Below are 24,111 nucleotides of genomic sequence, written 5' to 3'. Positions count from 1 at the left end.
GCATGAAGCGATTCCACTGGCTGACGGCGTGCTTGCTTGCGCTGGCGGTTGCCAACCCGGTGCAGGCGGCGATGCCGACGCACCCGGCACTGGAAGTGGCGACGCTCGGTGGCGGGCACTTCAGCCTTGCCGCGCAGCGCGGGCACTGGGTGATCGTCAATTTCTGGGCCACCTGGTGCGTGCCGTGCATCAAGGAGATGCCGGACCTCTCGCGCTACGTGCGCAGCCACGCGAATGTGCGTGCGATCGGCATCGCCTACGACGACAGCGAGCCGGCGGACATCAAGGCGTTTCTCGCCAAACACCCGGTGCGTTATCCGGTGGCGCAGGTCACGCTGGACAAGCCGCTCAAGGATTTCGCCGAGCCTCGGGGCTTGCCGACAACCTGGCTGATTGCGCCGGACGGCACCGTCGCCACCCACTTCCTCGGTCCGATCGACGCGAAGATGCTGGATGCCGCCATCGCGAAAGGCAAACCTTGATGCCTGCCGCGCGCTTTCTCGTCAGCGGCCGCGTGCAGGGGGTGTTTTTTCGCGCCAGCGCCCGCGAGAAGGCCAGTGTGCTCGGTTTGGCCGGCAGCGCGACGAACCTTGCGGACGGCCGCGTCGAGGTGATCGCCGAAGGCAGTGCGCCCGCGCTCGTCGCGCTCGAACGCTGGCTGTGGCAGGGGCCACCGGCGGCCAAGGTCGTGGCGGTGGCGCGCGAAGACATCGCGGAGGCCGCGCGCAGCGGGTTTGTCACCGGCTGATGGCGGGCGCGACATCGTGGTCTTGCGGCGCGAGGCCGGCGCGATGGCGCGCGCTGATCCATTGCACGGCGCGTTCGAAATCGCGGGCGTAACCCGGCATGTCGAACAGCTCGCTGCGGCGGCCTTGCTGCGCGAGGTAGCGATGCAGCGTGGCCAGCCCATTCGGGTTTTGCCCGAGTTCGATCGCGCTCTCGACAAAGGCGGTTTCGTCGTCGGCGATCAACTCCGGCAGGCCGACGTGTTCCAGCAGACTTGCCGCGACGCGACCGGCAAAAGTTTCGCCGCGCAGGGTGAGCACCGGGCAGCCGGCCCACAGCGCGTCGGATGCGGTGGTGTGCGCGTTGTACGGCAGGGTATCCAGGAACAGGTCGGCCAGCGCGTAGCGCGCGAGGTATTCGGTGTGCGGCAGGTGCGGCAGGAACACCAGGCGCGCCGGCGCGATGCCGTGTTCGGTGGCAGCGTGGCGCAGACGTTCGTCGCCATCGGCACCGACGGAAAGCAGCCACAGCACGCCGTCGGGCACGCCATCAAGCACGTGCAAAAAGCGCGCGAACGAGGCGGGGTTGAGCTTGTAGCCGGCATTGAAGCAGGCAAACACGGTGCCGTGTTCCGGCAGGCCGGACGCGCTGCGTGATGGCGCGGGGGCGACGGCGCGGGTGGTGTCGCTGGGCTGGTAGCAGCGCGGCAGGCGCAGCAGCTTTTCGCTGATGGCCGGGCGCATGGCATCCGGCACAACGGTGGCGTCGGCGAGCAGGTAGTCCATCCACGGCGCGCCGCTGGTGCCGGGGTAGGCGAGGTAGTTCACCTGCACCGGTGCGGCGCGCAGCGCCATCAGCTCGGCGTTGTCCTTGCCGCAGTAACCGTTCAGGTCGAACAGGATCTCGATGCCGGCGGCGTGGATCGCCAGCGCCGACTGCGCGGCGTTCATGCTGGCAAGCTCATGCATGGTGGCGGCGCGGGCGAGGCGGCGGCGAAGGGCGCTGCCATCGTCCGGCGTAGTGGCAAACAGGTGGACGTCGAGCGAGCTGGTGGCCAGCGCTTCGATCAGCGCCACCAGCAGCAGCCCGGTGGCATGCGCGCCGAAGCCGTCGGCGACCAGGCCCACGCGGATCGGCGCCTCCGCAGCCAGGATCAACGCGGGCAGCGCCAGTTGCGTGCGCAGCGGCGCCATGCGGCGTTCGATCACGCCGGCGTAGGTTTCGGCGCAGCGGCGGTGTGCAGCGGCGTCGGCGTCCTCGGCGAGGAACGCGAACGGGCCAATGCCTTCGCGGTGATTGTCCACCGCTCGGCGCAGCTGCGCGCCGAGCGTGTCCAGCCCGCGCCAGTCGCAACGTCGGCGTTGCGCGTAGACCAGTTGGCCGAGCGCCGGGGCAAACCCGGTATCGGCTTGCAGCGCGCGTCGCCACGCCGTGGCCGCAGCGTCCAGCGCGCCGGCATCGTCGAGTGCCAGGCCGGCTTCATATGCGTGCACCGGGTTGTGCGGTTCGCGCTGTTCGGCCGCCAGAAACACGCGTGCGGCTTCGGCGGTGCGGTGCTGTGCGCGCAGCGCGTGACCGAGCAGTGCGTGTGCAGCAGGCAACTCCGGCACCAGTTGCAAGGCCTCCCGCGCGTGGATTTCCGCCTGCGCAGCGTGGCCGAGTTCCAGCTCGGCCGCGGCGAGGTTCAGGCGCACGCCGGCGTGCGTCGGTGCGCCGTGGGTGGCCATGGCAAAGGCTTCGCGCGCCTGGGCGTGGCGTGCCGCCGCCATCAGCGCCGTGCCCAGGGCGTTGAGGATGTCGGGGTGGCCGGGCGCCCGGCGCAACGCAGTGCGCAGACGCACAATGGCGGCATTGGGGTCGCCGTCTTCAAGTTCGAGCGTGGCGAGGTTGCACTGGGTCGCGATGTGCTGCGGGGCCACTTGTGCCGCGTGCTGCAGCGCCTGCCGGGCCTGTTCGCGCTGGCCTGATTGCAGCAGCGCCAGAGCGTGCAGGCGGATCGGCTCCGGCTCGTGCGGGAAGCGTTCGCGCGTGTGCGCGGCGAGGGTTTCCGCCGCCGCGTTGGCGCCGTGTTCGAGCAGCTCCGCCAGACGCTCGAGCGCGGCGGCCAGCTCGCGTGCGGTGAGGTCGCTCATGATCCGGACAGCGCCTTCAGTTCGTCGGCCTGATGCTCGCGCGTCAGGGCGTCGATCAGCTCGTCCAGATCGCCGCCGAGTATTTCGGGTAGGCGATACAACGTAAGGTTGATGCGGTGGTCGGTGATCCGTCCCTGCGGGAAGTTGTAGGTGCGGATGCGCTGGCTGCGGTCGCCGGAGCCGACTTGCAGGCGCCGCTCCTGCGCCTGCACGGCGGCCTGCTGCGATTGTGCCGCGTCGAGCAGGCGCGCCTTCAGCAGGCTCATGGCACGTGCCTTGTTCTTGTGCTGGCTGCGCTCGTCCTGGCACTCGACCACGGTGCCGGTCGGCAGGTGGGTGATGCGGATGGCGGAGTCGGTCTTGTTGACGTGCTGGCCGCCGGCGCCGGAAGACCGGTACGTGTCGATGCGCAGGTCGACCGGGTTCAGTTCGATGGTGTCGATCTCGTCCAGCTCGGGCAGGATCGCCACCGTGGCGGCCGAGGTATGGATGCGCCCCTGCGACTCGGTTTCCGGCACCCGCTGCACACGGTGCGTGCCGGACTCGAACTTGAGCCGCGAATACGCGCCGCGGCCCTCAATGCGCACCACCGCCTCCTTGCAGCCGCCTTTTTCGCCCACGTGCTCGCTCAGCACTTCCACCTGCCAATGCCGACGCTCGGCGTAGCGCAGGTACATGCGCAGCAGGTCGCCGGCAAACAGCGCGGCCTCGTCGCCGCCGGTGCCAGCGCGCACTTCGAGATACAGGTTGGCCTCGTCGCGCGGGTCTTTCGGCAGCAGCAGCACTTGCAGCTCGCCGTCGAGCTCGGCCAGCCGCGCCTCGCAGCGGGCGACGTCGTCCGCTGCCAGCGCACCGAGGTCGGCGTCGTCCAGCAGCGCGCGCGCTTCGGCAAGCTCACGCTGCGCTGCGGTGTGTTCGTGCAGCGCCGCCACCAGCGGTTCCAGCTGCGCATATTCGCGCGACAGCTCGCGAAAGCGCGCGGCATCGGCCAGCACGTCCGGCTGCGCCAGCAGCAGGCCAAGCTCTTCGTGGCGCTCGGCGAGGGTTTCGAGTTTGCGGCGGATGGATGGGGTCATGCGTGGCGGCAGCGGTGATGGGGAAGGGCACCGATGCGCAGCGCGCGCCGGCGGCAAGGCACATCGCACCGCTAGGGTTCGGGCTTGTGCTCGTCCAGTCCGTACAGCCGCCCGGCCGAGTGCAGCAGGTCGAGATCCCCGGACAGTGCCGCCTCGCGCAAGTGGGCGCTGGGTTCGTGCAGCAGCTTGTTGGTCAACGTGTGGGCGAGGAAGGCCAGCGCCTCCTCCGGCGTCTTGCCGTGGGCCAGCAGGGTACGTGCCTTTTCCAGCACTTCGTCGCGCTGGTTTTCGGCATGCTGGCGCATGGCCACCAGCGGGTTGTGCAGGCCGAGCGCGTGGCGCCAGGCCATGTAGCGGTCCACCTGCAGGTTGATGATGGCCTCGGCTTCGCGCGCGGCGGCGGCGCGCGAGCGGCGGTTGTCGTCGATCACCTGCTGCAGGTCGTCGATGCCGTAGAGATAGACGTCCGGCAGCTCGCCCACCGCCGGCTCGATGTCGCGCGGCACGGCGATGTCCACCATGAACACCGGCTTGCGGCGTCGCGTGGCGATCACGCGCTCCATCATTGGTCGGGTGACCAGCGGCAGCCGCGAGGCGGTGGAGGAAATCACCACGTCGGCCTCGGGCAGGTGCTGCGGCAGGTCGGCCAGCGCGATCGCGTAGCCGCCGTAGCGGCCGGCGAGATCCTGCGCGTGTTCCAGCGTGCGGTTGGCGACGATCAGCCGGCGCACCTTGCGGTCGGCCAAGTGCTGCGCCGCCAGCTCGATGGTGTCGCCGGCGCCGATCAGCAGCACGCAGGCTTCGTGCAGGTCGGCAAACACCTGCTCGGCAAGGCGCACCGCAGTGAACGCGATCGACACCGTGTGCGCACCCACCTGGGTTTCCGTGCGCACCCGCTTGGCCACCGCAAAGGTGTGCTGCAACAGGCGATCCAGCGGCGCCTTGAGCGTGTGCGCCTCGCGCGCAAGCTGGTAGGCGTCCTTGACCTGGCCGAGGATCTGCGGCTCGCCGAGCACCATCGAGTCCAGTCCGGTGGCGACGCGAAACAGATGGCGCGCGGCTTCCTGCTCGTCGTGGCGGTACAGGAACTCGTCGAGCTTGCCGGGGGTCAGGTGATGCTGGCGACCCAGCCACTCCCGCGGCAGCGCCTCGGCACCGGCGGCCACGCTCACGTAGAGCTCGGTGCGGTTGCAGGTGGACAGGATCAAGGCTTCTTCCACGCCGGGTTCGTGCTGCAGCTCGTGCAGCGCCAACGGCGTTGCCTCCGCGTCGAACGCCACCTGTTCGCGCAGACCGATCGGTGCAGTGAGGTGGTTGAGCCCGAGGGCGATCAGCGGCATGGCGTAACGAAGATTCCGGCGTGTGTCTGGCAGCGTAGGCTAAGCTTGTCGCCGCGGCGCCTTGGGTAGCCACCCGGACATGGCGCAACGGACAGACGGACGGCGGACAAACAAGTGGTCAGTGTGCGAAACGCGCGTTGCGATGACAAGCCAATGCGGCATTTTACGGCAGTGGCGGCGTTGATGCTCGGGCTGGCCGGTTGCGCGCCGTTGCCGCCCAAGCCGACGCGTCCGCCGGCACCGGCGCAGCCGATGGCGCGCATGACGGTGGCGACGCCAGATGCCGAACACGACCTGCTGGCGCAGCTCATGGCGGGCGAAATGGCGCTTGGACGCAGCGATCTTGCGGTGGCCTCCGGCCACTACGACCGCGCGATGGCGCTCAGCAGCGACCCCGTGGTGGCCGAGCGTGCGGCGCTGTTGGCCATTGCAACCCACGACGACGCGGCCGCCACCCGCGCGCTCGACCGCTGGCAGGCGCTGGGCGGCAAGCCGGCGGCGATGGCGCAGGCGCGCGCACAGCTTGCGCTCGACCGCGGCGACACCGCCGAGGCGCGGCGGCAGTTGAAACTGCTCACCGAAACCCGCGACAAGGATGCGTGGCGCTCGTTTGCGCGCGTGCTGGTGGGCGCGCGCGACCAGGCCCAGGCCGGGCAACTGCTGGAGCAATTGGCGACGCCGCAGCGCCTGCCGCCCGATCCGCAGGCGTGGCTGGCGATGAGCGAGCTGGCCGACAAGCTGGGCCGCCATGCGTGGGCGCAGCATCTGGCGGACGCGGCGCTGGCACGCTTTCCGCACAACGGTGAGGTGTATGCGTGGGCCGCGCGCATGCAGGCCCACAACGGCAACGTGCCGGGCGCGCGGAAACTGCTGAAGCAGGCGATCGCGCGGTCACCGAACGACGTGCATCTGCGCCTGGTCTACGCTGGCATGCTGAGCGAGGCCGGCGACTATGCGGCAGCCGAAAAGTTGCTCGACCACGGTCCGCAGGATGTCGGTACCTACCGCCTGCGCGCCGCGCTGGCGGCACGGCGCAACGACACCAAGGCGCTGACCGCGCTGTATCGGCAAGTACAGCAGGCGCCGGCCGGCGTGCGCGAGCACAGCGCCTACCTGCTCGGCCAGCTCGCGGAAATGCTGCACCGTGGCAGCGAGGCGCTCAGCTGGTACGGACAGGTCGATGACGACGATCCGCACGCGTTCGACGCCGATCTGCGCAGCGCGGTGCTGCTGCAGGCGCAAGGCCGCGGCGCGGCGGCGCACGAGCTGCTGGGCCAGTTGCAGCTGGATTACCTCGATCAGCCCGACCAGCTGCGCCAGGCGTGGCAGCTGGATGCCGAGCTGTATCTGCGCGAAGGCAACTACGTGCAGGCGATCACCGCGTTCACCCGCGCACTGCAAGTGGTGCCGAACAACTCCGGGCTGCTGTACGGGCGCGGGCTGGCCTACGCCGAAGCCGGTCAGGTGGACAACGCAGTACGCGATTTCCGCGCCATCCTCAAGCAGAAGCCGGACGACGTCGACGCCAGCAATGCGCTCGGCTTTACCCTGGCCGACGCCAACCGCGACCTGCCCGAAGCCGAGCAGCTGCTGACTCGCGCGCGTGCCGCGCGGCCGAACGATCCCTCCATTGCCGACTCGTGGGGCTGGTTGCAATACCGCATGGGCGACCTTGCCCAGGCGGCGCAAACCCTGCGCGGCGCGTGGCAAGCCAGCAAACAGGCCGATATTGGCGTGCATCTGGGCGAAGTGCTGTGGCAGCAGGGCAATCATGCGGCGGCCGAGCAGGTATTCGATCAGGTGCGCAAGCTCGACCCGCACAACGTCAACCTTGCCAACACCATCAAGCGACTGCACCCATGAACCGTCATGTGCGACTTTGGGTGGCGGCGCTGCCGCTGCTGCTGGCGGCATGCGCACCGCAGATGGTGCGCATCAAGGGCGACGCTGGATTGCTCAACGCGCAACTTGCGCGCGAGCAGGCACTGGTGCACACCAGCCACTGGGTATTGAGCGGACGGCTCGGCGTCTCCGACGGCCATGAGGGCGGCAGCGGCGGTTTCACCTGGACCCAGGACGGCGAGCACTACCGGTTCGTATTCCGCACGCCAATCACCGGACGCAGTTTCGAGTTGCATGGCGACCCGAGCGGCGCCGTGCTGGAAGGCCTGGATGGCGGCCCGCGGCATGGCCCGGATGCCGAGGCGTTGATGCGGCGTGCGCTCGGCTGGGAAGTGCCGATGCGCGACCTGCGCGCGTGGGTACTGGGCTTGCGTGCCGACAGTGGCCCGGCCGAGATCGCCTTTGGCGACAACCGCTTGCCGTCGCTCCTGACGCAGGATGGCTGGAGCGTGGAGTACCGCGCGTGGGACACCACCCGCACGCCGCCACTGCCCACCACCGTGTTTGCCGCGCGTCCGCCGTACAAGGTGCGGCTGTCGATCGAGAATTGGGATTTGCAGCCATGAACCCTCAGCGTTTCGCCGCTCGGCTGCCCTTGGTCGGGATGAATCCCGACCCACGAAAGCCGGTGCTCCTGTGGGTTGGGCCTCAGCCCGACAGTCCTTTCGCGCCGAGGTAAATCCCGGTGGCGTACACCATCGAACGCGCCGAGCCCGACCAACTGGATGCCCTGTGCACGATCGAGCGCAAGGCGGTGCAGTTGTTTCGTACGCACCCGGTGTGGCCGGCGTATGCAGCGGTGGAGATGCCGCGCGGCGAGCTGTTGCGGGCGCTGGTGCGCGGTTATGTGTGGGTGGCGCTGGATATCGACGGCAATGAACTCGGTTTTATCTGGCTCGATCCGATGTCGCGCGCAGACGCGATCGGCGTTGCCGAGATCGACGTGCTGCCAGCGCACGGCCAGCACGGCATTGGCGCTGCCTTGCTCGAACACGCCTGCGCCTGGGCGCGCGCAGCGGGCTATCGGCGGGTGGATCTGGGCACTTTGGCCGATGTGCCGTGGAACGCGCCGTTCTACGCCAAACACGGCTTCGTGATCGTCGACAAGCACGCGCCGGCGTTTGCGCCGGAGCTGGCGCGCGACCGCGAAAACGGGTTCCCCGACCATCTGCGCGTGTTCATGAGCCGCGCGCTGGCGCCGCTCGCCGCGCATGATTGGCATGCCTGGCCGGCGCCGGCACGACTCAATGTGTGCGTGCGCGTCGTGGGTCGGGGTGACGACGACAGCGCCGTGCTGCAAGCGGCCTATCGCCTGCTCGACGCCGGTACCGAATTGCAGGTGCGCGCGCGCGCCGATGCTGCAATCCACTGCCTCGGTGGCGTATCCGAGGAAAACCTGGCCATGCGCGCTGCGCGCCTGTTGCGCGAACAGGCCGGTGACGGGCCGGGGGCCGATCTGGCCTTGGGGCGGAAACTGGTACCCAGTGGTGGCCTCGGTGCCGACAGCTCGAATGCCGCGACCGTGCTCGTGGCGCTCAATCAACTATGGCAATGCGGACTCGGCGAGGACGAATTGGCCGCCGTGGCGCGCCGCGTTGGCGCGCACGTGCCGGCCTTTCTGTGCGGCGAGGCAGCCTGGGTCGCCATGGGGGGACAGATCACCGCGTTGCATCTGCCGCGCCGGCATTACGTGTTGCTCGATCCCGGTGAACGGGGGGCTTCGGCCATCACGCCAGCGGTCGCGGAATTGACACCTCCGACGTCGCCAGCGACAATTTCCGCCTTTATTTCGGGCGAAGCAGCGGATAATGCCTTCACTGCCGGGGTGCGCAAGCACCATCCGCAGGTGGCGGCGGCGCTGGATTGGTTGGGTCGCCATGGGGCGGCACGGCTTTCTGGCAGTGGCGGTTGCGGCTTTCTGGAAGTGCGTACGCTGGAGCAGGCACAGGCCATCGCGGCCCGTTGTCCGTCGGCGTTCACGGCCCGGGTTGCCACCGGTGCGGCGGTTTCGCCTTTGCACGAAGCCTTGTCGCGCCATCGTCGCAGGCAGCGTTGACGGGCGAAACAGGACGGTTCGCTCGCAGTCGGCCATGGGGCCGGCCCAAGGCGTCGCCACGGGGCGGCACCGCAAAACCATTGGTGGGGCGTCGCCAAGTCTGGTCAAGGCACGGGATTTTGATTCCCGCATGCGCAGGTTCGAATCCTGCCGCCCCAGCCATCCAGCCAGTAACGGGTATCGAGGTATACAAGCGTGGACAGGACCGATTCCAGTCCGATGATGCTGTTCGCCGGCAAGGCGCATCCGCAACTTGCCGAGGAGATCGCCCATCGGTTGGGCGTGCCGCTCGGCAAGGCGCTGGTCAGCACCTTCAGCGACGGCGAGGTGCAGATCGAGATCGAGGAGAACGTTCGCCGGCAGGAAGTGTTCGTGATCCAGCCGACCGGTGCGCCGAGCGCCAAGAACCTGGTCGAGCTGCTGGCGCTGGCCGATGCCCTCAAGCGCGCCTCGGCCACCACCGTCACCGCGGTGATGCCGTATTTCGGTTATGCCCGCCAGGATCGCCGCCCGCGCTCCACCCGCGTGCCGATCACCGCCAAGCTGGTGGCCAAGCTCATCAGCACCGCCGGCATCGACCGCGTACTCACGGTCGACCTGCACGCCGAACAGATTCAGGGCTTTTTTGATGTCCCGGTGGACAACGTCTATGCCTCGCCGGTGCTGCTGGCCGACATCTGGCGCCACTACAGCACCGACGACATGGTCGTGGTCAGCCCCGACGTTGGCGGTGTGGTGCGCGCGCGCGCGGTTGCCAAGCGGCTGGACGACGCCGATCTCGCCATCATCGACAAGCGCCGGCCGCGCGCCAACGTGGCGACGGTGATGAACATCATTGGTGACGTTGCCGGCAAGACCTGCGTCATGGTGGACGACATCGTCGATACCGCCGGCACCCTGTGCGCCGCCGCGGCGGCACTCAAGGAGCGCGGCGCGAAGAAGGTGGTGGCCTACTGCGTGCACCCGGTGCTTTCCGGCCCGGCGCTCGGCAACCTGGAAAAATCCAGCCTCGATCGCCTGGTCGTCACCGACACCCTGCCGCTGCGTCCCGAGGCCAAGGCGTGCCCCAAGATTCGCCAGCTCTCGGTGGCCGAGCTCCTGGCCGAAACCATCCGCCGCATCGCCTATGGCGAGTCGGTGAGTTCGTTGTATGTGGACTGAATACGGGAGTAGGGAGTAGGGAATAGGGAATCGGATCGCAGCAACGCAGCTTTTCCGATTTTCCATTCCCCATTCCCGATTCCCTGCACATCGACTTCCCTGGTCGCGGGGAAGTCACCCAGCCACCGCGAGGTGGCCAACTTCCGAGGTATCACAACATGGCAAAGGTTCACGAAATCAAGGCCGAGAGCCGCAAGGACGAGGGGAAAGGTGCGAGCCGCCGCCTGCGTCGTGCGAGCTACGTGCCGGGCGTCGTCTATGGCGCGGGCAAGCCGGCTGAAAACGTCCAGGTCGAGCACAACACCATCCTTTTGGCCGCGAAGAACGAGTGGTTCTTCTCCTCGCTGCTCGACCTGAGCATCGACGGCAAGGTGCAGAAGGTGCTGTTGCGCGACTGGCAGAAGCACCCGTACAAGCAGCAGATGATGCACGTGGATTTCCTGCGCATCGACGAGAGCGTCAAGCTGCGCGTCAACGTGCCGCTGCACTTCCTCAACAAGGAGGTTTCTCCGGCGGCGAAGACGGCCGGCGTGGTCATCACCCACAACCTCAACGAGGTCGAGGTGTACTGCCTGCCGAAGGATCTGCCCGAGCACATCGAGGTCGACCTGAAGGATCTCAAGCTCGGCGACATCGTCCACCTCTCGCAGCTCAAGCTGCCGGCGGATGTGCAGCTGGTGCAGCTGCACCTGGGCGAGGCGCATGACGCGGCGGTGGTCACCGCGGTGATGGCCAAGATCGAAGTGGAAGAAGAGCCGGCCCCGGCCGCCGAGGGCGATGCCGCCGCCGCCGCTGCGGCCCCGGCCGCCGCCGGCAAGGATGCGGCCGCCCCGACCAAGGGCGCTGCCGCCCCGGCGAAGGATGCCGCTCCGGCCAAGGGCAAGAAGTAAGTCGCGCCGACCCGCGCCGTTCGCGGCGCGGGTCACTGCGGTTTGCGCCCCATCATGGCGGGTCTGAAGCTGATTGTCGGGCTGGGCAACCCCGGTGCCGAATACCTCCGAACCCGGCACAACGCCGGGTTCTGGTTTGTGGACGCCCTGGCGGCGAGCCAGGACGAGCGTTGGGGTTCCGACGGCAAACTGCACGGCGAGGTTTGCCGCGTGCGAGTTGGCGGCAGCCCGGTGTGGCTGCTCAAACCGTCCACTTTCATGAACAAAAGCGGCATCGCCGTGGCCGCGGCGCTGCGCTACTACAAGATCGACCCGGTCGAATGCCTGGTGGCACACGACGATCTCGACTTGTCGCCCGGTACCGCGCGGATCAAGTTCGACGGCGGCCATGGTGGCCAGAATGGCCTGCGCGACATCATCGCGCACCTTGGCCATGGCAGGTTCCATCGCCTGCGCCTGGGCACCGGCCACCCCGGCCACGATCCTGCGCACAAGGACAGAGTGGTCAACTGGGTGCTCGGCCGGCCTTCCGCGCAGGACGAAGACCTTATCCTCGACGCCATCGCCCGCGCCCTCGACGTTCTGCCCCTTGCGGTCGCCGGCGAGTTCGACAAGGCGATGCAGCTGCTGCATACCCCAAGCCGGGATTCGTGATAAGGGATGCGGGATTCGTCTGACGCCTGGCGATCCCGCTTTTCCGAATCTCCTATCCCGACATCCCGAATCCCGGAGAAAACCATGAGCATGAAATGCGGCATCGTCGGCCTGCCCAACGTCGGCAAGTCCACGTTGTTCAACGCGCTCACCAAGGCCGGCATCGCGGCGGCGAATTTTCCGTTCTGCACGATCGAGCCCAACGTCGGCGTGGTGCCGGTGCCGGACCCGCGACTGGCGCAACTGGCGGCGGTGGTGAACCCGCAGAAGATCGTGCCGGCGGCAGTGGAATTCGTGGACATCGCCGGCCTCGTCGCCGGCGCATCGAAGGGTGAGGGCCTGGGCAACAAGTTCCTCGCCCACATCCGCGAGGTGGACGCCATTGCCCACGTGGTGCGCTGCTTCGAGCATCCGGACATCATCCACGTCGCCGGCAAGGTCGACCCCATCGCCGACATCGAAACCATCGACACCGAGCTGGCGCTGGCCGATCTCGAATCGGTGGACAAGGCGCTGAACCGCGTCGAGCGCGCCGCCAAGGCCAACGACAAGGAGGCGCTGGCCAAGCGCCCGGTGCTGGAGAAACTTGCCGCCGCGTTGAACGAGGGCAAGTCCGCGCGCAGCCTGCGCCTGTCCGACGAGGACAAGGCACTGGTCCGCGACCTGTTCCTGCTCACGCTCAAGCCCCTGATGTACGTCGCCAACGTGCTCGAGGACGGCTTCACCGACAATCCACACCTGGACGCGCTGCGCGCCCACGCGCAAACCGAAGGTGCCGAGGTGGTGCCGGTGTGCGCGGCCATCGAGGAGGAGCTGGCGCAGCTCGACGAGGCCGACCGCGGCGAGTTCCTGCAGTCCATGGGCCTGGACGAGCCCGGCCTGAACCGCGTGATCCGCGCCGGCTACAAGCTGCTCGACCTGGAAACCTACTTCACCGCCGGCCCGAAAGAAGTGCGCGCGTGGACCATCCACCGCGGCTTCACCGCCCCGCAGGCCGCCGGCGTCATCCACACCGATTTCGAGCGCGGCTTCATCCGCGCCGAAGCCGTCTCCTTCGTTGACTTCATCGCCCACAAGGGCGAACAAGGCGCCGCCGCCGCCGGCCGCCTGCGCAAGGAAGGCAAGGACTACGTCGTGCAGGACGGCGACGTGATGCACTTCCTGTTCAACGTCTGACCGGCGCAGTCGCCGCAGGCTGAGGCGCGACGATGAAGTTTGTCGCCGTGCTGTTCCCGTCCCAAGATTGGCCTGGCCGCGCGCGGCCAGGCCAGTGCAGCTCGCCAACCAGACTCCAGGCCAATCCGCGCCGTTGCCGCAAGGGCGGACCGGGTGCCTGAGTCATGCCGCCGTGTCTTCCCCGGCTTGCCGTCATGTTCCCGAGAAGCCGCTGCCGGCAGTGGCCCACGCGTGCATAATCGGGACACCTGTTTGCCGTGGGCCACATCCATGCCTGGAACCCAGCACGAGGTGAGCTTTCGTTTTCTCGCCCAGCCCACCGACGTCAATTTTGGGGGCAAGGTGCATGGCGGCATGGCGATGAAATGGATCGACCAGGCCGGTTACGCCTGCGCCGTGGCGTGGAGCGGCGCCTATTGCGTCACCGCCTCGGTGGGCGGCATCCAGTTCGTGGCGCCGATCCGCATCGGTGATCTGGTGACCGTGCGTGCGCGTTTGATCCATACCGGTACCACCAGCATGCATCTGGCGGTGGAAGTGCTCGCCCGTGATCTGCGCCGCGGCGAGGAGCGCCTGGCAACGAGCTGCGTGATGGTGTTCGTTGCACTCGATGACGCCGATGGCGGACCCACGCCGGTGCCGCACTGGGAGCCGCGCGACGATGCCGAGCGCCGCCTGCAGCGTTACGCCAAGGGCATGCAGGCGCTGTCGCACAAGATGGAAGAGTTGGTTGACGCGCACGCGGCGGAACGCTGCGAGCCGAGCGGCTGAAATACCGCGTACCACGCGTGCAAATCACGTGCCGACACCGAGCCAAGGTGTTGACAGCTGCGGGGCCGATCCACACAATACGCCTTCTTTGTTGGAGGGGTACCCAAGCGGCCAACGGGGGCAGACTGTAAATCTGCTGGCTCACGCCTTCGGTGGTTCGAATCCACCCCCCTCCACCACGATAGCGATTCAAGGCACTTCATGAGGTGGATGAGAACCACCGAATGGAGTGCAGGTTCGACCGATTCGCCGGGAGCGAATCGGAACGCGACGCGAGAGCGGCGCGGCCCGCAACACGCTGCACGCAGGGCGGGAGTAGTTCAATGGTAGAACCTCAGCCTTCCAAGCTGATGGTGCGGGTTCGATTCCCGTCTCCCGCTCCACTGAACCAGCCTGCCGCGCGACGCGATACCATTTCATGCGTTCGGCCGGATGCCGAACCGGCAGTCGACACGGAAGCCGTTGCAAGTTTCTGCTCATGTAGCTCAGTCGGTAGAGCACTTCCTTGGTAAGGAAGAGGTCGCTGGTTCGATTCCAGTCATGAGCACCACGTTACAGGTTTCGCCCGCACCGGGCGGTTGTTTCCCCATCACTGACTCCACCGGGACTCTGGCGTATGGCAAAGGGTAAATTCGAGCGGACCAAGCCGCATGTGAACGTGGGGACGATCGGCCACGTGGATCACGGCAAGACGACGTTGACGGCGGCACTGACGAAGCTCGGTGCGGAGCGGTTCGGCGGCGAATTCAAGGCGTACGACCAGATCGACATGGCGCCGGAAGAGAAGGCGCGCGGGATCACGATCTCGACGTCGCACGTGGAGTACGAGTCGGAGAAGCGGCACTACGCGCACGTGGATTGCCCGGGGCACGCGGACTACGTGAAGAACATGATCACGGGCGCGGCGCAGATGGACGGGGCGATCCTGGTGGTGTCGGCGGCGGATGGCCCGATGCCGCAGACGCGCGAGCACATTCTGCTGAGCCGCCAGGTGGGGGTGCCGTACATCATCGTGTACCTGAACAAGGCGGACATGGTGGACGACGCGGAGCTGCTCGAGCTGGTCGAGATGGAAGTGCGCGAGCTGCTGACGAAGTACGACTTCCCGGGCGACGACACCCCGATCATCGTGGGTTCGGCGCTGAAGGCGCTGGAAGGCGACCAGTCGGAGATCGGCGTGCCGTCGATCATCAAGCTGGTGGACGCGCTGGATAGTTACATTCCGGAGCCGAAGCGCGACATCGACCACCCGTTCCTGATGCCGGTCGAGGACATCTTCTCGATCTCGGGCCGCGGCACGGTGGCGACGGGCCGCGTGGAGCGCGGCGTGATCAAGGTCGGCGAGGAAGTCGAGATCGTCGGCATCCGGCCGACCCAGAAGACCACGGTCACCGGCGTGGAAATGTTCCGCAAGCTGCTGGATCAGGGCCAGGCGGGCGACAACGTGGGCCTGCTGTTGCGCGGCTTGAAGCGTGACGACGTGGAGCGCGGCCAGGTGCTGGCGCACCCGGGCACGATCACCCCGCACACCGACTTCGAGGCACAGGTGTACGTGCTGTCGAAGGAAGAGGGCGGTCGCCACACGCCGTTCTTCAAGGGCTACCGCCCGCAGTTCTATTTCCGCACGACGGACGTGACGGGCTCGGTGGAGCTGCCGGCCGGGGTGGAGATGGTGATGCCGGGCGACAACGTGAAGATGGTGGTGAGCCTGATCCACCCGATCGCGATGGACGACGGCCTGCGCTTCGCGATCCGCGAAGGCGGCCACACCGTCGGCGCGGGCGTGGTGGCGAAGGTCATCAAGTAACAAGCGGGGATTCGGGAGGCGGGATTCGGGATTCGGAAGGGCGGCGGCTCGCAAGGCTGTGTCTGGACGAATCTCGAATCGCAATCCCGAATCCCGGATTTCCTACGCCAGTAGCTCAATTGGCAGAGCAGCGGTCTCCAAAACCGCAGGTTGGGGGTTCAAGTCCCTCCTGGCGTGCCACCTCATCGAGGGTCGACGGCGAATGACGGCAAGCCTGGCTCTTCGGCCGCATCCGTCGATTGCATTCGCAGACCACACATGAACATCAAGGCTGAATCGCCCAAAGGCACAAGCGCTGCCGATATTGCCAAACTGGTGTTGGCTGCCGCGATTCTGGTGGCCGGCATCTTTTTCTATACGTGGTTCGACAACGATCAGCGGATCCCCGGGGTCGCTCGTCTGCTGGCCGTCATTGCGGCGCTGGCCATCGCGCTGTCGATCACGGCGTTCACTGAGCTCGGCCGGCGCGTGCGGCACTTTCTTGCCGAATCGCAGTTCGAGATGCGCAAGGTGGTCTGGCCGACGCGCGACGAGACGATCAAGACGACCGGTGTCATTCTGTTGGTGGTCGTCATCCTGTCGCTGCTGCTGGGCTTGATTGACCTGATATTGAAGTCGGTCATTCTCGACTGGCTGCTCAAGATGTGAGGTCAAGGCCGTGAGCAAGCGTTGGTACGTGGTACATGCCTATTCGGGTTTCGAAAACCAGGTGAAGCGGGCGCTGCTGGATCGCATCCAGCGGGCGGGCATGGAAGACAAGTTCGGTGAGGTGCTGGTGCCCACCGAAGAGGTCATCGAGATGCGTGGCGGCCAGAAGCGCCGCAGCGACCGCAAGTTTTTCCCCGGCTATGTGCTGGTGCAGATCGAGACCCTGCCGGACACCAAGGTGCCGCGCATCGACGATGAGTGCTGGCACCTCATCAAGGACACGCCCAAGGTCATGGGCTTCATCGGCGGCACCGCCGACAAGCCGCTGCCCATCCGCGACAGCGAAGCGGACGCGATCCTCAGCCGGGTGCAGGAAGGCGTCGAGAAACCCAAGCCCAAGGTGTTGTTCGAGCCGGGCGAGATGGTGCGCGTCACCGATGGCCCGTTCAACGACTTCAACGGCGTGGTCGAGGAAGTCAACTACGAGAAGAGCCGCCTGCGCGTTGCCGTGCTGATCTTTGGCCGTTCCACCCCGGTCGAGCTGGAATTCGGGCAGGTTGAGAAGGCCTGACGGCCGGGGTAGGGCGTCGGGGATGGGAAACACCGCTTCGCGCGCGTAGGTCGCTGCACGCTTTTCGATTTTCCGTACCCGATGGACTGTTCCAGCCGCGCAAGCGCGCTGTACCGTGTGCTTGCGCATAGAGTGACAACTCCCTAAACTACGCGGTTCCCGCTGTGGCTTTTCGCTGCGGCGGGTTCGTTTGTTATGGCTCCCGCGGGATGAGCAGGGGCTTTCCACGTCACGGATCGAGCTGCGCGAGGAGCCGCAAGGCGCCTGAACTCGCAAGGAAAACCTCATGGCAAAGAAAGTTGTCGGTTACATCAAGCTGCAGGTCAAGGCAGGCGAAGCCAATCCGAGCCCGCCGGTCGGTCCGGCACTCGGCCAGCGTGGCCTCAACATCATGGAGTTCTGCAAGGCGTTCAACGCCGCCACGCAGAAGATCGAGAAGGGGCTGCCGATCCCGGTCGTCATCACGGCTTATTCGGATCGCAGCTTCACCTTCATCACCAAGACGCCGCCAGCCACCGTGCTCATCAAGAAGGCCACCGGGGTCGCCAAGGGTTCGGCCAAGCCGAACACCGACAAGGTGGGCAAGATCACCCGCAAGCAGCTTGAAGCGATTGCGCAGCAGAAGGAGCCGGATCTCACGGCGGCCAGCCTGGATGCCGCGGTGCGCACCATTGGTGGCAGCGCGCGCAGCATGGGCCTGGTGGTGGAGGGTTAAGACATGGCAAAGCTCACGAAGCGCATGAAAGCAGCCCAGGCCGCAGTGCAGCCGGGCAAGATCTACGGTCTCGAAGAAGCGTTGAAGATCGTCAAGGACAACGCCAAGGCGAAGTTTGCCGAGTCGGTCGACGTCGCGGTTCGCCTCGGCATCGACGCCAAGAAGTCCGACCAAGGCGTGCGCGGCTCCTCGCTGCTGCCGCACGGTACCGGCAAGACCATCAAGGTTGCCGTGTTCTGCCCGCCGGGTGAAAAGGCCGAGGCGGCGAAGGCGGCTGGTGCCGATGCGGTCGGCATGGAAGACCTCGCCGAGCGTTTGCATGCGGGCGAGCTCGACTTCGGCCGGGTCATTGCCTCGCCGGACGCCATGCGCGTGGTCGGCAAGCTCGGCCAGTTGCTCGGCCCGCGCGGCCTGATGCCGAACCCGAAGGACGGCTCGGTCACCAACGACGTCGCTACCGCGGTAAAGAACGCAAAGGCGGGGCAGGTGAAGTTCCGCAATGACAAGGCCGGCATCGTGCATGCCACGATCGGCAAGGCCACGTTCGAAGTGGCGCAGTTGGCCGACAACCTCAACGTGCTCATCAACGACCTGGTGAAAGCCAAGCCGGTGAACGCCAAGGGGCAGTTTCTGCAGAAGGTGGCGCTGTCCAGCACGATGGGCGTTGGCGTTGCCGTGGATACCTCGTCGCTGAGTGTTGCGGCGGCGAAGTAAGTTGGTTTATGGCGCGCAGCCACATGGCTGCGCGCAGCGTTTTTGAGGGCGCTCCGGTTTTCGGAGCCGCCGTCAAAGACCGCAGGTGCGGTCGGGCTGCCGGTGTCGCCGGCAGTGCACTGCTTAATCGGGTGGTTCGCCACTCCGCCTGCGCAGATGGTGCCGCCCCCACTGGAATGATTCGTCGTTCTGGAAAGGCCGTCACCCCGGGGCTGATGCCCTCGGCGTCAAGGAAGGCGCCGCCCAGGACCGCAAGCGGCAGGAGCCGTGAGCGGAGTTCATTTGGAGGAGTGCCATGGCTCTCAATCTGACCCAGAAGCAAGAAGTGGTCGCGCAAGTGGCCGAAGTCGCCGCAAAGGCGCACTCCCTGATCGCCGCCGAGTATGCGGGCACCACGGTCGAGCAGATGACCGCGATGCGCAAGAAGGCGCGTGAGATCGGCGTGTTCCTGAAAGTCGTCAAGAACACGTTGGCGTCGCGCGCGGTTGCCGGTACCGAGTTCGAAGGCGTCAAGGACGCCCTGACCGGTCCGCTCTTGTACGCATTCTCGATCGAGGAGCCCGGCGCTGCCGGTCGCCTGATCAAGGAGTTCGCCAAGACCAACGACAAGCTCAAGGCAAAAGTCGTTTCGGTCGAAGGCAAGGTCTTCCCGCCCGCTCACGTCGACGTGCTGGCCGCGTTGCCGACCCGCGACGAAGCGCTCGCCATGCTGGCCCGTGTGCTGGCGGAACCGGCGGCGATGTTCGCCCGGGCCGTCAAGGCAGTGGCCGACAAGCAGGGCGAGGGCGCAGCGCCGGCCGAAGCGCCGGCGGCGGCCTGACCCCACGCTTGTTCCGTATCGAATCCCATTTCAGAGGTAAACCAACATGTCCCTGACGAACGAAGAGATCGTTGAAGCCGTTGCCGCGAAGTCGCTGATGGAAGTGATGGAGCTGGTCAAGGCGATCGAAGAGAAGTTTGGCGTGTCCGCTGCTGCCCCGGTGGCGGTGGCTGCCGCCGGTGCCGCCCCGGTAGCCGAAGCGCAGACCGAGTTCAACGTCGTGCTGAAGTCGGCCGGCGCGAAGAAGGTCGATGTCATCAAGGCGGTGCGTGTCATCACCGGCCTGGGCCTCAAGGAAGCCAAGGACCTCACCGAGCAGGGTGGCGTTCTCAAGGAAGGCGTCTCGAAGGAAGAGGCCGAGAAGTTCAAGAAGGATCTCGAAGCGGCAGGCGCCACGGTTGAACTGAAGTAATTGGCGCTCTTGCGCGCCTTCAGTTTGGCTTTGCGCGATGCGAGCCTGGGGGCGAAAGCCCCCGGGCTTTGCCCGCTTCAAGAGCAGCCCGGCGGTGCTGGGCTGCGGGCCAGGATGGCCCGCCGTGGATCAGGCGCTTGCGCCTGATCCAGCGGAGCCCGCCTTTGGCGGGCGAGCAACAAATGGGCCGGAGCCCATTTGTTGTCCATCAGGCACGGATGCTTTTGATTTGAGGCATGGCGACTGGAGACTCGCACGAGTCCCCAACCGCGATCCCCCAGATCCAGCTTTTCATCATTCAGTCGGCAGGCGGCATCGCCGGCGTCACTGCGAACCGAGGCGTCAACCCATGACCTACTCGTCTACCGAGAAGAAGCGCATCCGCAAGGATTTCGGCAAGCGGCCACCCGTGCTGGGCGTGCCCAATCTGCTGACCATCCAGACCGACTCCTACCGGGAATTCCTGCAGGAGCACGTCGCTCCGAAGAAGCGCGGTGACAAGGGGCTGCATGCCGCACTGAAATCGGTGTTCCCGATTTCCAGCTACTCCGGCAACGCCGCGCTCGAGTATGTCGATTATCGCCTGGGCGAGCCGGCGTTCGACGAGCGCGAGTGCCGCAGCCGCGGCATGAGCTACAGCGCGCCGCTGCGCGTGACCGTGCGCCTGGTGATCTACGACAAGGACAGCCCGGCCTCGCGCAAGGCGGTGAAGTACGTCAAGGAGCAGGAGGTCTACATGGGCGAGATCCCGCTCATGACCGACACCGGCACCTTCATCATCAACGGCACCGAGCGCGTCATCGTGTCGCAGCTGCACCGCTCGCCGGGCGTGTTCTTCGACCACGACCGCGGCAAGACGCACAGTTCGGGCAAACTGCTGTTCTCCGCGCGCGTGATCCCCTACCGCGGTTCGTGGCTGGACTTCGAGTTCGACCCGAAAGACGCGCTGTTCACCCGCATCGACCGGCGTCGCAAGTTGCCGGTGACGGTGCTGTTGCGTGCGCTGGGTTACACCAACGAGGAAATGCTCGCGATCTTCTTCGAGCACAACGTGTTCCACCTTGGCGCGAAGGGCGGTACCACGCTTGAGCTGGTCGCTGAGCGCCTGCGCGGCGAAACCCTCACCTTCGACCTCGCCGTGGGCGGCAAGGTGCTGGTCGAGGCGGGCAAGCGCATCACTGCGCGCCACGTGCGCCAGCTGGCGGCGGAAAACATCGCCGTGCTCGAGGTGCCCGACGATTACCCGGTGGGCCGCATCGTGGCGGTCGACATTGCCGACCCGCAGACCGGCGAGCTGCTGGCCTCGGCCAATGACGAGCTCACCGTCGAGCAGCTCGAAGCGTTCCGCAAGGCCGGTATCGAGACCGTGCCGACGCTGTACGTGAACGACCTCGATCGCGGCGCGTACATCTCCTATACCCTGCGCGTGGACAACACCCATACCCAGCTTGAAGCGCTGGTCGAGATCTACCGCATGATGCGCCCCGGCGAGCCGCCGACGAAGGACGCCGCGCAGAACCTGTTCTTCAACCTGTTCTTCACCTTCGACCGCTACGACCTGTCGGCCGTGGGCCGGATGAAGTTCAACCGCCGCGTGGGCCGCAAGGAAATCGTCGGCCCGGGCGTGTTGTACGACCACAAGTACTTTGCCGAGCGCAAGGAAGAGGAGTGCCAACGGCTGGTCAAGGAGCTGGGCGACAGCTCCGACCTGCTCGACGTGCTGAAGGTGCTGATCGAAATCAAGAACGGCCACGGCACGGTGGACGACATCGACCACCTCGGCAACCGTCGCGTGCGCAGCGTGGGCGAGATGGCGGAAAACACCTTCCGCATCGGCCTCGTGCGCGTGGAGCGCGCGGTGCGCGAGCGCCTGTCGCTGGCCGAGGCCGATGGCCTGACCCCGCAGGATCTCATCAACGCCAAGCCGGTCGCGGCGGCGGTGAAGGAGTTCTTCGGCTCCTCGCAGCTTTCGCAGTTCATGGACCAGAACAACCCGCTGTCCGAGGTGACCCACAAGCGCCGCGTGTCCGCGCTCGGGCCGGGCGGCCTGACCCGCGAACGCGCCGGCTTCGAGGTGCGTGACGTGCACCCCACCCACTACGGCCGCGTGTGCACCATCGAGACCCCTGAAGGCCCGAACATCGGCCTGATCAACTCGCTCGCCGTGTACGCGCGCACCAACCAGTACGGCTTCCTCGAGACCCCGTACCGCAAGGTGGCCGGCGGCAAGGTTACCGACCAGGTGGATTACCTCTCGGCGATCGAGGAAGGCGACCACGTGATCGCGCAGGCCAACTCGCCGCTCGACAAGCACGGCGGTTTCATCGAGCAGTTCGTGTCCTGCCGCTTCCGCGGCGAATCCGAGCTGCGTCCGGCGGCCGAAGTGGATTACATGGACGTCTCGCCAATGCAGACCGTGTCGGTCGCGGCGGCGCTGGTGCCGTTCCTCGAGCACGACGACGCGAACCGCGCCTTGATGGGCGCCAACATGCAGCGCCAGGCAGTGCCGGTGTTGCGCTCCGAGGCGCCGTTGGTCGGTACCGGCATCGAGCGCGCAGTGGCGCGCGACTCCGGCGTCACCGTGGCCGCCAAGCGTGGCGGCGTGATCGACCAGGCCGATGCCGGTCGCATCGTGGTGCGCGTCAATGACGACGAGATCGGCGAGAACGACGCCGGCGTCGACATCTACCCGCTCACCAAGTACACCCGCTCCAACCAGAACACCAACTTGAACCAGCGTCCGCTGGTCTCGGTGGGCGAAAAGGTGGCGAAGGGCGACACCCTGGCCGACGGCTCCTCGACCAACCACGGCGAGCTGGCGCTGGGCCAGGACATGCTGATCGCGTTCATGCCCTGGAACGGCTACAACTTCGAAGACTCGGTGCTGCTCTCCGAGCGCGTCGTGCAGGAAGACCGCTACACCTCGATCCACATCGAGGAGATGGCCTGCGTCGCGCGCGACACCAAACTGGGTTCCGAAGAGATCACCGCCGACATCCCGAACGTGGGCGAGCAGGCGTTGGCGCGGCTGGATGAATCCGGCATCGTCTACATCGGCGCCGAGGTCAAGGCGGGCGACATCCTGGTCGGCAAGGTCACGCCGAAGGGCGAAAGCCAGCTCACGCCGGAGGAAAAACTCCTGCGCGCGATCTTCGGCGAGAAGGCGAGCGACGTGAAGGACAGCTCGCTGCGCGTGCCACCGGGCATGGACGGCACCGTCATCGATGTGCAGGTGTTCACCCGCGATGGCATCGAGAAAGACAAGCGCGCACGGCAGATCGAAGAGACCGAGGTCAAGCGTATCCGCAAGGACTTCGACGACCAGTTCCGCATTCTCGAAGGCGCAATCTACAGCCGCATGCGCAAGCAGCTCGTCGGCCAGAGCGCGATGAGCGGTCCTGGCGGCCTGAAGCGCGGCGCCGCGATCACCGATGCCTACCTGGACGGCCTGAAGAAGGACGACTGGTTCAAGATCAACGTCAAGGACGAAGCCGTCACCGAGTTCCTTGAACGTGCGGCCGAACAGGTTGCCCGCCACAAGGAAGAGTACGACAAGCGCTTCAAGGAGAAGCAGGCCAAGATCACCGCCGGCGACGACCTCGCCCCCGGCGTGCTGAAGATGGTCAAGGTGTTTCTGGCGGTGAAGCGCCGCATCCAGCCGGGCGACAAGATGGCGGGCCGGCACGGCAACAAGGGCGTGGTTTCGCTGGTGGTGCCGGTCGAGGACATGCCGTTCCAGGCGGACGGCACGCCGATGGATATCGTGCTGAACCCGCTCGGCGTGCCGAGCCGAATGAACATCGGGCAGATTCTCGAAGTGCATCTGGGCTGGGCCGCGAAGGGCTTGGGCAAGAAGATCCAGCACATGCTGGAAAACCATGCCAAGGCCAAGCAGATTCGCGAGTTCCTCGACGAGATCTACAACACCCACGTTGCCGGCGCCGTGCAGCACGTCGACCTCAAGGCCATGAGCGACGACGAGGTCGTCGAGCTGGCCGAAAGCCTCAAGCGCGGCGTGCCGATGTCGACGCCGGTGTTCGATGGCGCCGAGGAGACCGAGATCAAGGCGATGCTGAAGCTCGCCGACCTGCCGACCTCCGGTCAGACCACGCTGTACGACGGTCGCACCGGCGAGGCGTTCGACCGCGAGGTCACGGTGGGCTACATGCACTACCTCAAGCTGCACCATCTGGTCGACGACAAGATGCATGCGCGTTCGACCGGCCCGTACTCGCTGGTTACCCAGCAGCCGCTGGGCGGCAAGGCGCAGTTCGGCGGCCAGCGCTTCGGCGAAATGGAAGTGTGGGCGCTGGAGGCCTACGGCGCGGCGTACACGCTGCAGGAGATGCTCACGGTGAAGTCCGACGACGTTCAGGGCCGTAACCAGATGTACAAGAACATCGTCGACGGCAACCACGAGATGACGGCGGGCATGCCGGAATCCTTCAACGTGCTGGTGAAGGAGATCCGCTCGCTCGGCATCGACATCGAGCTGGAAGAGTCCAAGTGATTGGTGAGGGAGTAGGGAATAGGGAATAGG

Annotated in this window: 21 protein-coding genes and 5 tRNA genes; 23 read left to right on the top strand and 3 right to left on the bottom strand. The window is 66.4% G+C overall.

All coding sequences use genetic code 11. The features are described 5' to 3' along the window. The first annotated feature begins 2 nt into the window (after positions 1-2). Both AC3WP6_RS12000 and AC3WP6_RS11995 read left to right on the top strand, forming a co-directional pair. Positions 3-482, top strand: coding sequence for a TlpA family protein disulfide reductase (locus tag AC3WP6_RS12000; RefSeq protein WP_492627929.1), 480 nt, complete (start codon positions 3-5; stop codon positions 480-482). Further along, positions 482-748 (top strand): acylphosphatase, encoded by a 267-nt coding sequence (locus AC3WP6_RS11995; RefSeq protein WP_492627928.1) that lies wholly within the window; start codon positions 482-484, stop codon positions 746-748. Before AC3WP6_RS12000 ends, AC3WP6_RS11995 begins: the two co-directional genes overlap by 1 nt. Here AC3WP6_RS11995 and AC3WP6_RS11990 read toward each other — a convergent pair. The 3 genes from AC3WP6_RS11990 to hemA form a co-directional block, all read right to left on the bottom strand. Further along, positions 738-2,858: an O-linked N-acetylglucosamine transferase, SPINDLY family protein gene (locus AC3WP6_RS11990; RefSeq protein ID WP_492627927.1), complete on the bottom strand. Its 2,121-nt coding sequence runs from the start codon at positions 2,856-2,858 to the stop codon at positions 738-740. The two genes, AC3WP6_RS11995 and AC3WP6_RS11990, sit on opposite strands and share 11 nt — an antisense overlap. Continuing rightward, positions 2,855-3,934: a peptide chain release factor 1 gene (prfA, locus tag AC3WP6_RS11985; protein WP_492627926.1), complete on the bottom strand. Its 1,080-nt coding sequence runs from the start codon at positions 3,932-3,934 to the stop codon at positions 2,855-2,857. Before prfA ends, AC3WP6_RS11990 begins: the two co-directional genes overlap by 4 nt. 71 nt (positions 3,935-4,005) lie before the next feature. Further along, on the bottom strand, positions 4,006-5,274 hold the full coding sequence (gene hemA, locus AC3WP6_RS11980) for a glutamyl-tRNA reductase (protein ID WP_492627925.1): 1,269 nt from the start codon (positions 5,272-5,274) through the stop codon (positions 4,006-4,008). 153 nt (positions 5,275-5,427) lie between these two features. Here hemA and AC3WP6_RS11975 point away from each other — a divergent pair, with 153 nt between their 5' ends. The 21 genes from AC3WP6_RS11975 (at position 5,428) to rpoB (ending at position 24,081) form a co-directional block, all read left to right on the top strand. Next, positions 5,428-7,137, top strand: a complete 1,710-nt coding sequence (locus AC3WP6_RS11975; protein ID WP_492627924.1) for a tetratricopeptide repeat protein — start codon at positions 5,428-5,430, stop codon at positions 7,135-7,137. Beyond that, positions 7,134-7,742 (top strand): lipoprotein insertase outer membrane protein LolB, encoded by a 609-nt coding sequence (lolB, locus tag AC3WP6_RS11970; RefSeq protein WP_492627923.1) that lies wholly within the window; start codon positions 7,134-7,136, stop codon positions 7,740-7,742. Before AC3WP6_RS11975 ends, lolB begins: the two co-directional genes overlap by 4 nt. A gap of 119 nt (positions 7,743-7,861) precedes the next feature. Further along, a complete protein-coding gene (locus AC3WP6_RS11965) occupies positions 7,862-9,232 on the top strand; it encodes a 4-(cytidine 5'-diphospho)-2-C-methyl-D-erythritol kinase (RefSeq protein WP_492627922.1) in 1,371 nt (456 codons plus the stop codon). Positions 9,233-9,316: 84 nt separating this feature from the next. Next, positions 9,317-9,394: transfer RNA gene (locus AC3WP6_RS11960), tRNA-Gln, on the top strand. A gap of 57 nt (positions 9,395-9,451) precedes the next feature. Further along, the gene (locus AC3WP6_RS11955; protein WP_492628696.1) at positions 9,452-10,393 is read left to right on the top strand and encodes a ribose-phosphate diphosphokinase; all 942 of its coding nucleotides are present in this window, start codon (positions 9,452-9,454) and stop codon (positions 10,391-10,393) included. A gap of 158 nt (positions 10,394-10,551) precedes the next feature. Then, a complete protein-coding gene (locus AC3WP6_RS11950; protein ID WP_492627921.1) occupies positions 10,552-11,283 on the top strand; it encodes a 50S ribosomal protein L25/general stress protein Ctc in 732 nt (243 codons plus the stop codon). A gap of 54 nt (positions 11,284-11,337) precedes the next feature. Beyond that, positions 11,338-11,937, top strand: coding sequence for an aminoacyl-tRNA hydrolase (pth, locus tag AC3WP6_RS11945; RefSeq protein ID WP_492627920.1), 600 nt, complete (start codon positions 11,338-11,340; stop codon positions 11,935-11,937). An 84-nt stretch (positions 11,938-12,021) separates the two neighbouring features. Then, positions 12,022-13,113, top strand: a complete 1,092-nt coding sequence (gene ychF, locus AC3WP6_RS11940) for a redox-regulated ATPase YchF (RefSeq protein WP_492627919.1) — start codon at positions 12,022-12,024, stop codon at positions 13,111-13,113. A gap of 270 nt (positions 13,114-13,383) precedes the next feature. Next, complete coding sequence (locus AC3WP6_RS11935) at positions 13,384-13,884, top strand: acyl-CoA thioesterase (protein WP_492627918.1); 501 nt, start codon at positions 13,384-13,386, stop codon at positions 13,882-13,884. A 93-nt stretch (positions 13,885-13,977) separates the two neighbouring features. After that, a tRNA-Tyr gene (locus tag AC3WP6_RS11930) sits at positions 13,978-14,063 on the top strand. A 130-nt stretch (positions 14,064-14,193) separates the two neighbouring features. Continuing rightward, positions 14,194-14,267 (top strand) — tRNA-Gly (locus tag AC3WP6_RS11925). Positions 14,268-14,358: 91 nt separating this feature from the next. Continuing rightward, a tRNA-Thr gene (locus AC3WP6_RS11920) sits at positions 14,359-14,434 on the top strand. A 66-nt stretch (positions 14,435-14,500) separates the two neighbouring features. Further along, entirely contained in the window at positions 14,501-15,691 is a 1,191-nt protein-coding gene (gene tuf, locus AC3WP6_RS11915; protein ID WP_492627906.1) for an elongation factor Tu, read from the top strand. Positions 15,692-15,795: 104 nt separating this feature from the next. Continuing rightward, positions 15,796-15,871: transfer RNA gene (locus tag AC3WP6_RS11910), tRNA-Trp, on the top strand. A 78-nt stretch (positions 15,872-15,949) separates the two neighbouring features. After that, positions 15,950-16,339 carry a preprotein translocase subunit SecE gene (gene secE / locus AC3WP6_RS11905; RefSeq protein WP_492627917.1) on the top strand — a complete coding sequence of 130 codons (390 nt, stop codon included), beginning with the start codon at positions 15,950-15,952 and terminating at the stop codon, positions 16,337-16,339. A 10-nt stretch (positions 16,340-16,349) separates the two neighbouring features. Then, positions 16,350-16,910 carry a transcription termination/antitermination protein NusG gene (nusG, locus tag AC3WP6_RS11900; RefSeq protein WP_492627916.1) on the top strand — a complete coding sequence of 187 codons (561 nt, stop codon included), beginning with the start codon at positions 16,350-16,352 and terminating at the stop codon, positions 16,908-16,910. Positions 16,911-17,196: 286 nt separating this feature from the next. After that, complete coding sequence (rplK, locus tag AC3WP6_RS11895) at positions 17,197-17,625, top strand: 50S ribosomal protein L11 (RefSeq protein WP_492627915.1); 429 nt, start codon at positions 17,197-17,199, stop codon at positions 17,623-17,625. A gap of 3 nt (positions 17,626-17,628) precedes the next feature. Next, entirely contained in the window at positions 17,629-18,339 is a 711-nt protein-coding gene (gene rplA, locus AC3WP6_RS11890; protein ID WP_492627914.1) for a 50S ribosomal protein L1, read from the top strand. 295 nt (positions 18,340-18,634) lie between these two features. Continuing rightward, positions 18,635-19,159 (top strand): 50S ribosomal protein L10, encoded by a 525-nt coding sequence (gene rplJ / locus AC3WP6_RS11885; RefSeq protein ID WP_492627913.1) that lies wholly within the window; start codon positions 18,635-18,637, stop codon positions 19,157-19,159. A 46-nt stretch (positions 19,160-19,205) separates the two neighbouring features. Continuing rightward, the gene (gene rplL / locus AC3WP6_RS11880) at positions 19,206-19,571 is read left to right on the top strand and encodes a 50S ribosomal protein L7/L12 (protein ID WP_492627912.1); all 366 of its coding nucleotides are present in this window, start codon (positions 19,206-19,208) and stop codon (positions 19,569-19,571) included. 349 nt (positions 19,572-19,920) lie between these two features. Next, positions 19,921-24,081 (top strand): DNA-directed RNA polymerase subunit beta, encoded by a 4,161-nt coding sequence (rpoB, locus tag AC3WP6_RS11875; protein ID WP_492627911.1) that lies wholly within the window; start codon positions 19,921-19,923, stop codon positions 24,079-24,081. The last annotated feature ends 30 nt before the right edge of the window (positions 24,082-24,111 follow it).

Source organism: Rhodanobacter sp. FW106-HT46G03, from assembly GCF_058789895.1.
The sequence above is the reverse complement of the archived record's forward strand: the minus strand, read 5'-3'. Positions and strand labels throughout refer to the sequence as shown.

Coding starts and splice junctions, on each gene's coding strand:
- AC3WP6_RS12000 (WP_492627929.1), top strand. CDS start 3: ATGAAGCGATTCCACTGGCTGACGGCGTGCTTGCTTGCGCTGGCGGTT.
- AC3WP6_RS11995 (WP_492627928.1), top strand. CDS start 482: ATGCCTGCCGCGCGCTTTCTCGTCAGCGGCCGCGTGCAGGGGGTGTTT.
- AC3WP6_RS11990 (WP_492627927.1), bottom strand. CDS start 2,858: ATGAGCGACCTCACCGCACGCGAGCTGGCCGCCGCGCTCGAGCGTCTG.
- prfA (WP_492627926.1), bottom strand. CDS start 3,934: ATGACCCCATCCATCCGCCGCAAACTCGAAACCCTCGCCGAGCGCCAC.
- hemA (WP_492627925.1), bottom strand. CDS start 5,274: ATGCCGCTGATCGCCCTCGGGCTCAACCACCTCACTGCACCGATCGGT.
- AC3WP6_RS11975 (WP_492627924.1), top strand. CDS start 5,428: ATGCGGCATTTTACGGCAGTGGCGGCGTTGATGCTCGGGCTGGCCGGT.
- lolB (WP_492627923.1), top strand. CDS start 7,134: ATGAACCGTCATGTGCGACTTTGGGTGGCGGCGCTGCCGCTGCTGCTG.
- AC3WP6_RS11955 (WP_492628696.1), top strand. CDS start 9,452: ATGATGCTGTTCGCCGGCAAGGCGCATCCGCAACTTGCCGAGGAGATC.
- AC3WP6_RS11950 (WP_492627921.1), top strand. CDS start 10,552: ATGGCAAAGGTTCACGAAATCAAGGCCGAGAGCCGCAAGGACGAGGGG.
- pth (WP_492627920.1), top strand. CDS start 11,338: ATGGCGGGTCTGAAGCTGATTGTCGGGCTGGGCAACCCCGGTGCCGAA.
- ychF (WP_492627919.1), top strand. CDS start 12,022: ATGAGCATGAAATGCGGCATCGTCGGCCTGCCCAACGTCGGCAAGTCC.
- AC3WP6_RS11935 (WP_492627918.1), top strand. CDS start 13,384: ATGCCTGGAACCCAGCACGAGGTGAGCTTTCGTTTTCTCGCCCAGCCC.
- tuf (WP_492627906.1), top strand. CDS start 14,501: ATGGCAAAGGGTAAATTCGAGCGGACCAAGCCGCATGTGAACGTGGGG.
- secE (WP_492627917.1), top strand. CDS start 15,950: ATGAACATCAAGGCTGAATCGCCCAAAGGCACAAGCGCTGCCGATATT.
- rplK (WP_492627915.1), top strand. CDS start 17,197: ATGGCAAAGAAAGTTGTCGGTTACATCAAGCTGCAGGTCAAGGCAGGC.
- rplA (WP_492627914.1), top strand. CDS start 17,629: ATGGCAAAGCTCACGAAGCGCATGAAAGCAGCCCAGGCCGCAGTGCAG.
- rplJ (WP_492627913.1), top strand. CDS start 18,635: ATGGCTCTCAATCTGACCCAGAAGCAAGAAGTGGTCGCGCAAGTGGCC.
- rplL (WP_492627912.1), top strand. CDS start 19,206: ATGTCCCTGACGAACGAAGAGATCGTTGAAGCCGTTGCCGCGAAGTCG.
- rpoB (WP_492627911.1), top strand. CDS start 19,921: ATGACCTACTCGTCTACCGAGAAGAAGCGCATCCGCAAGGATTTCGGC.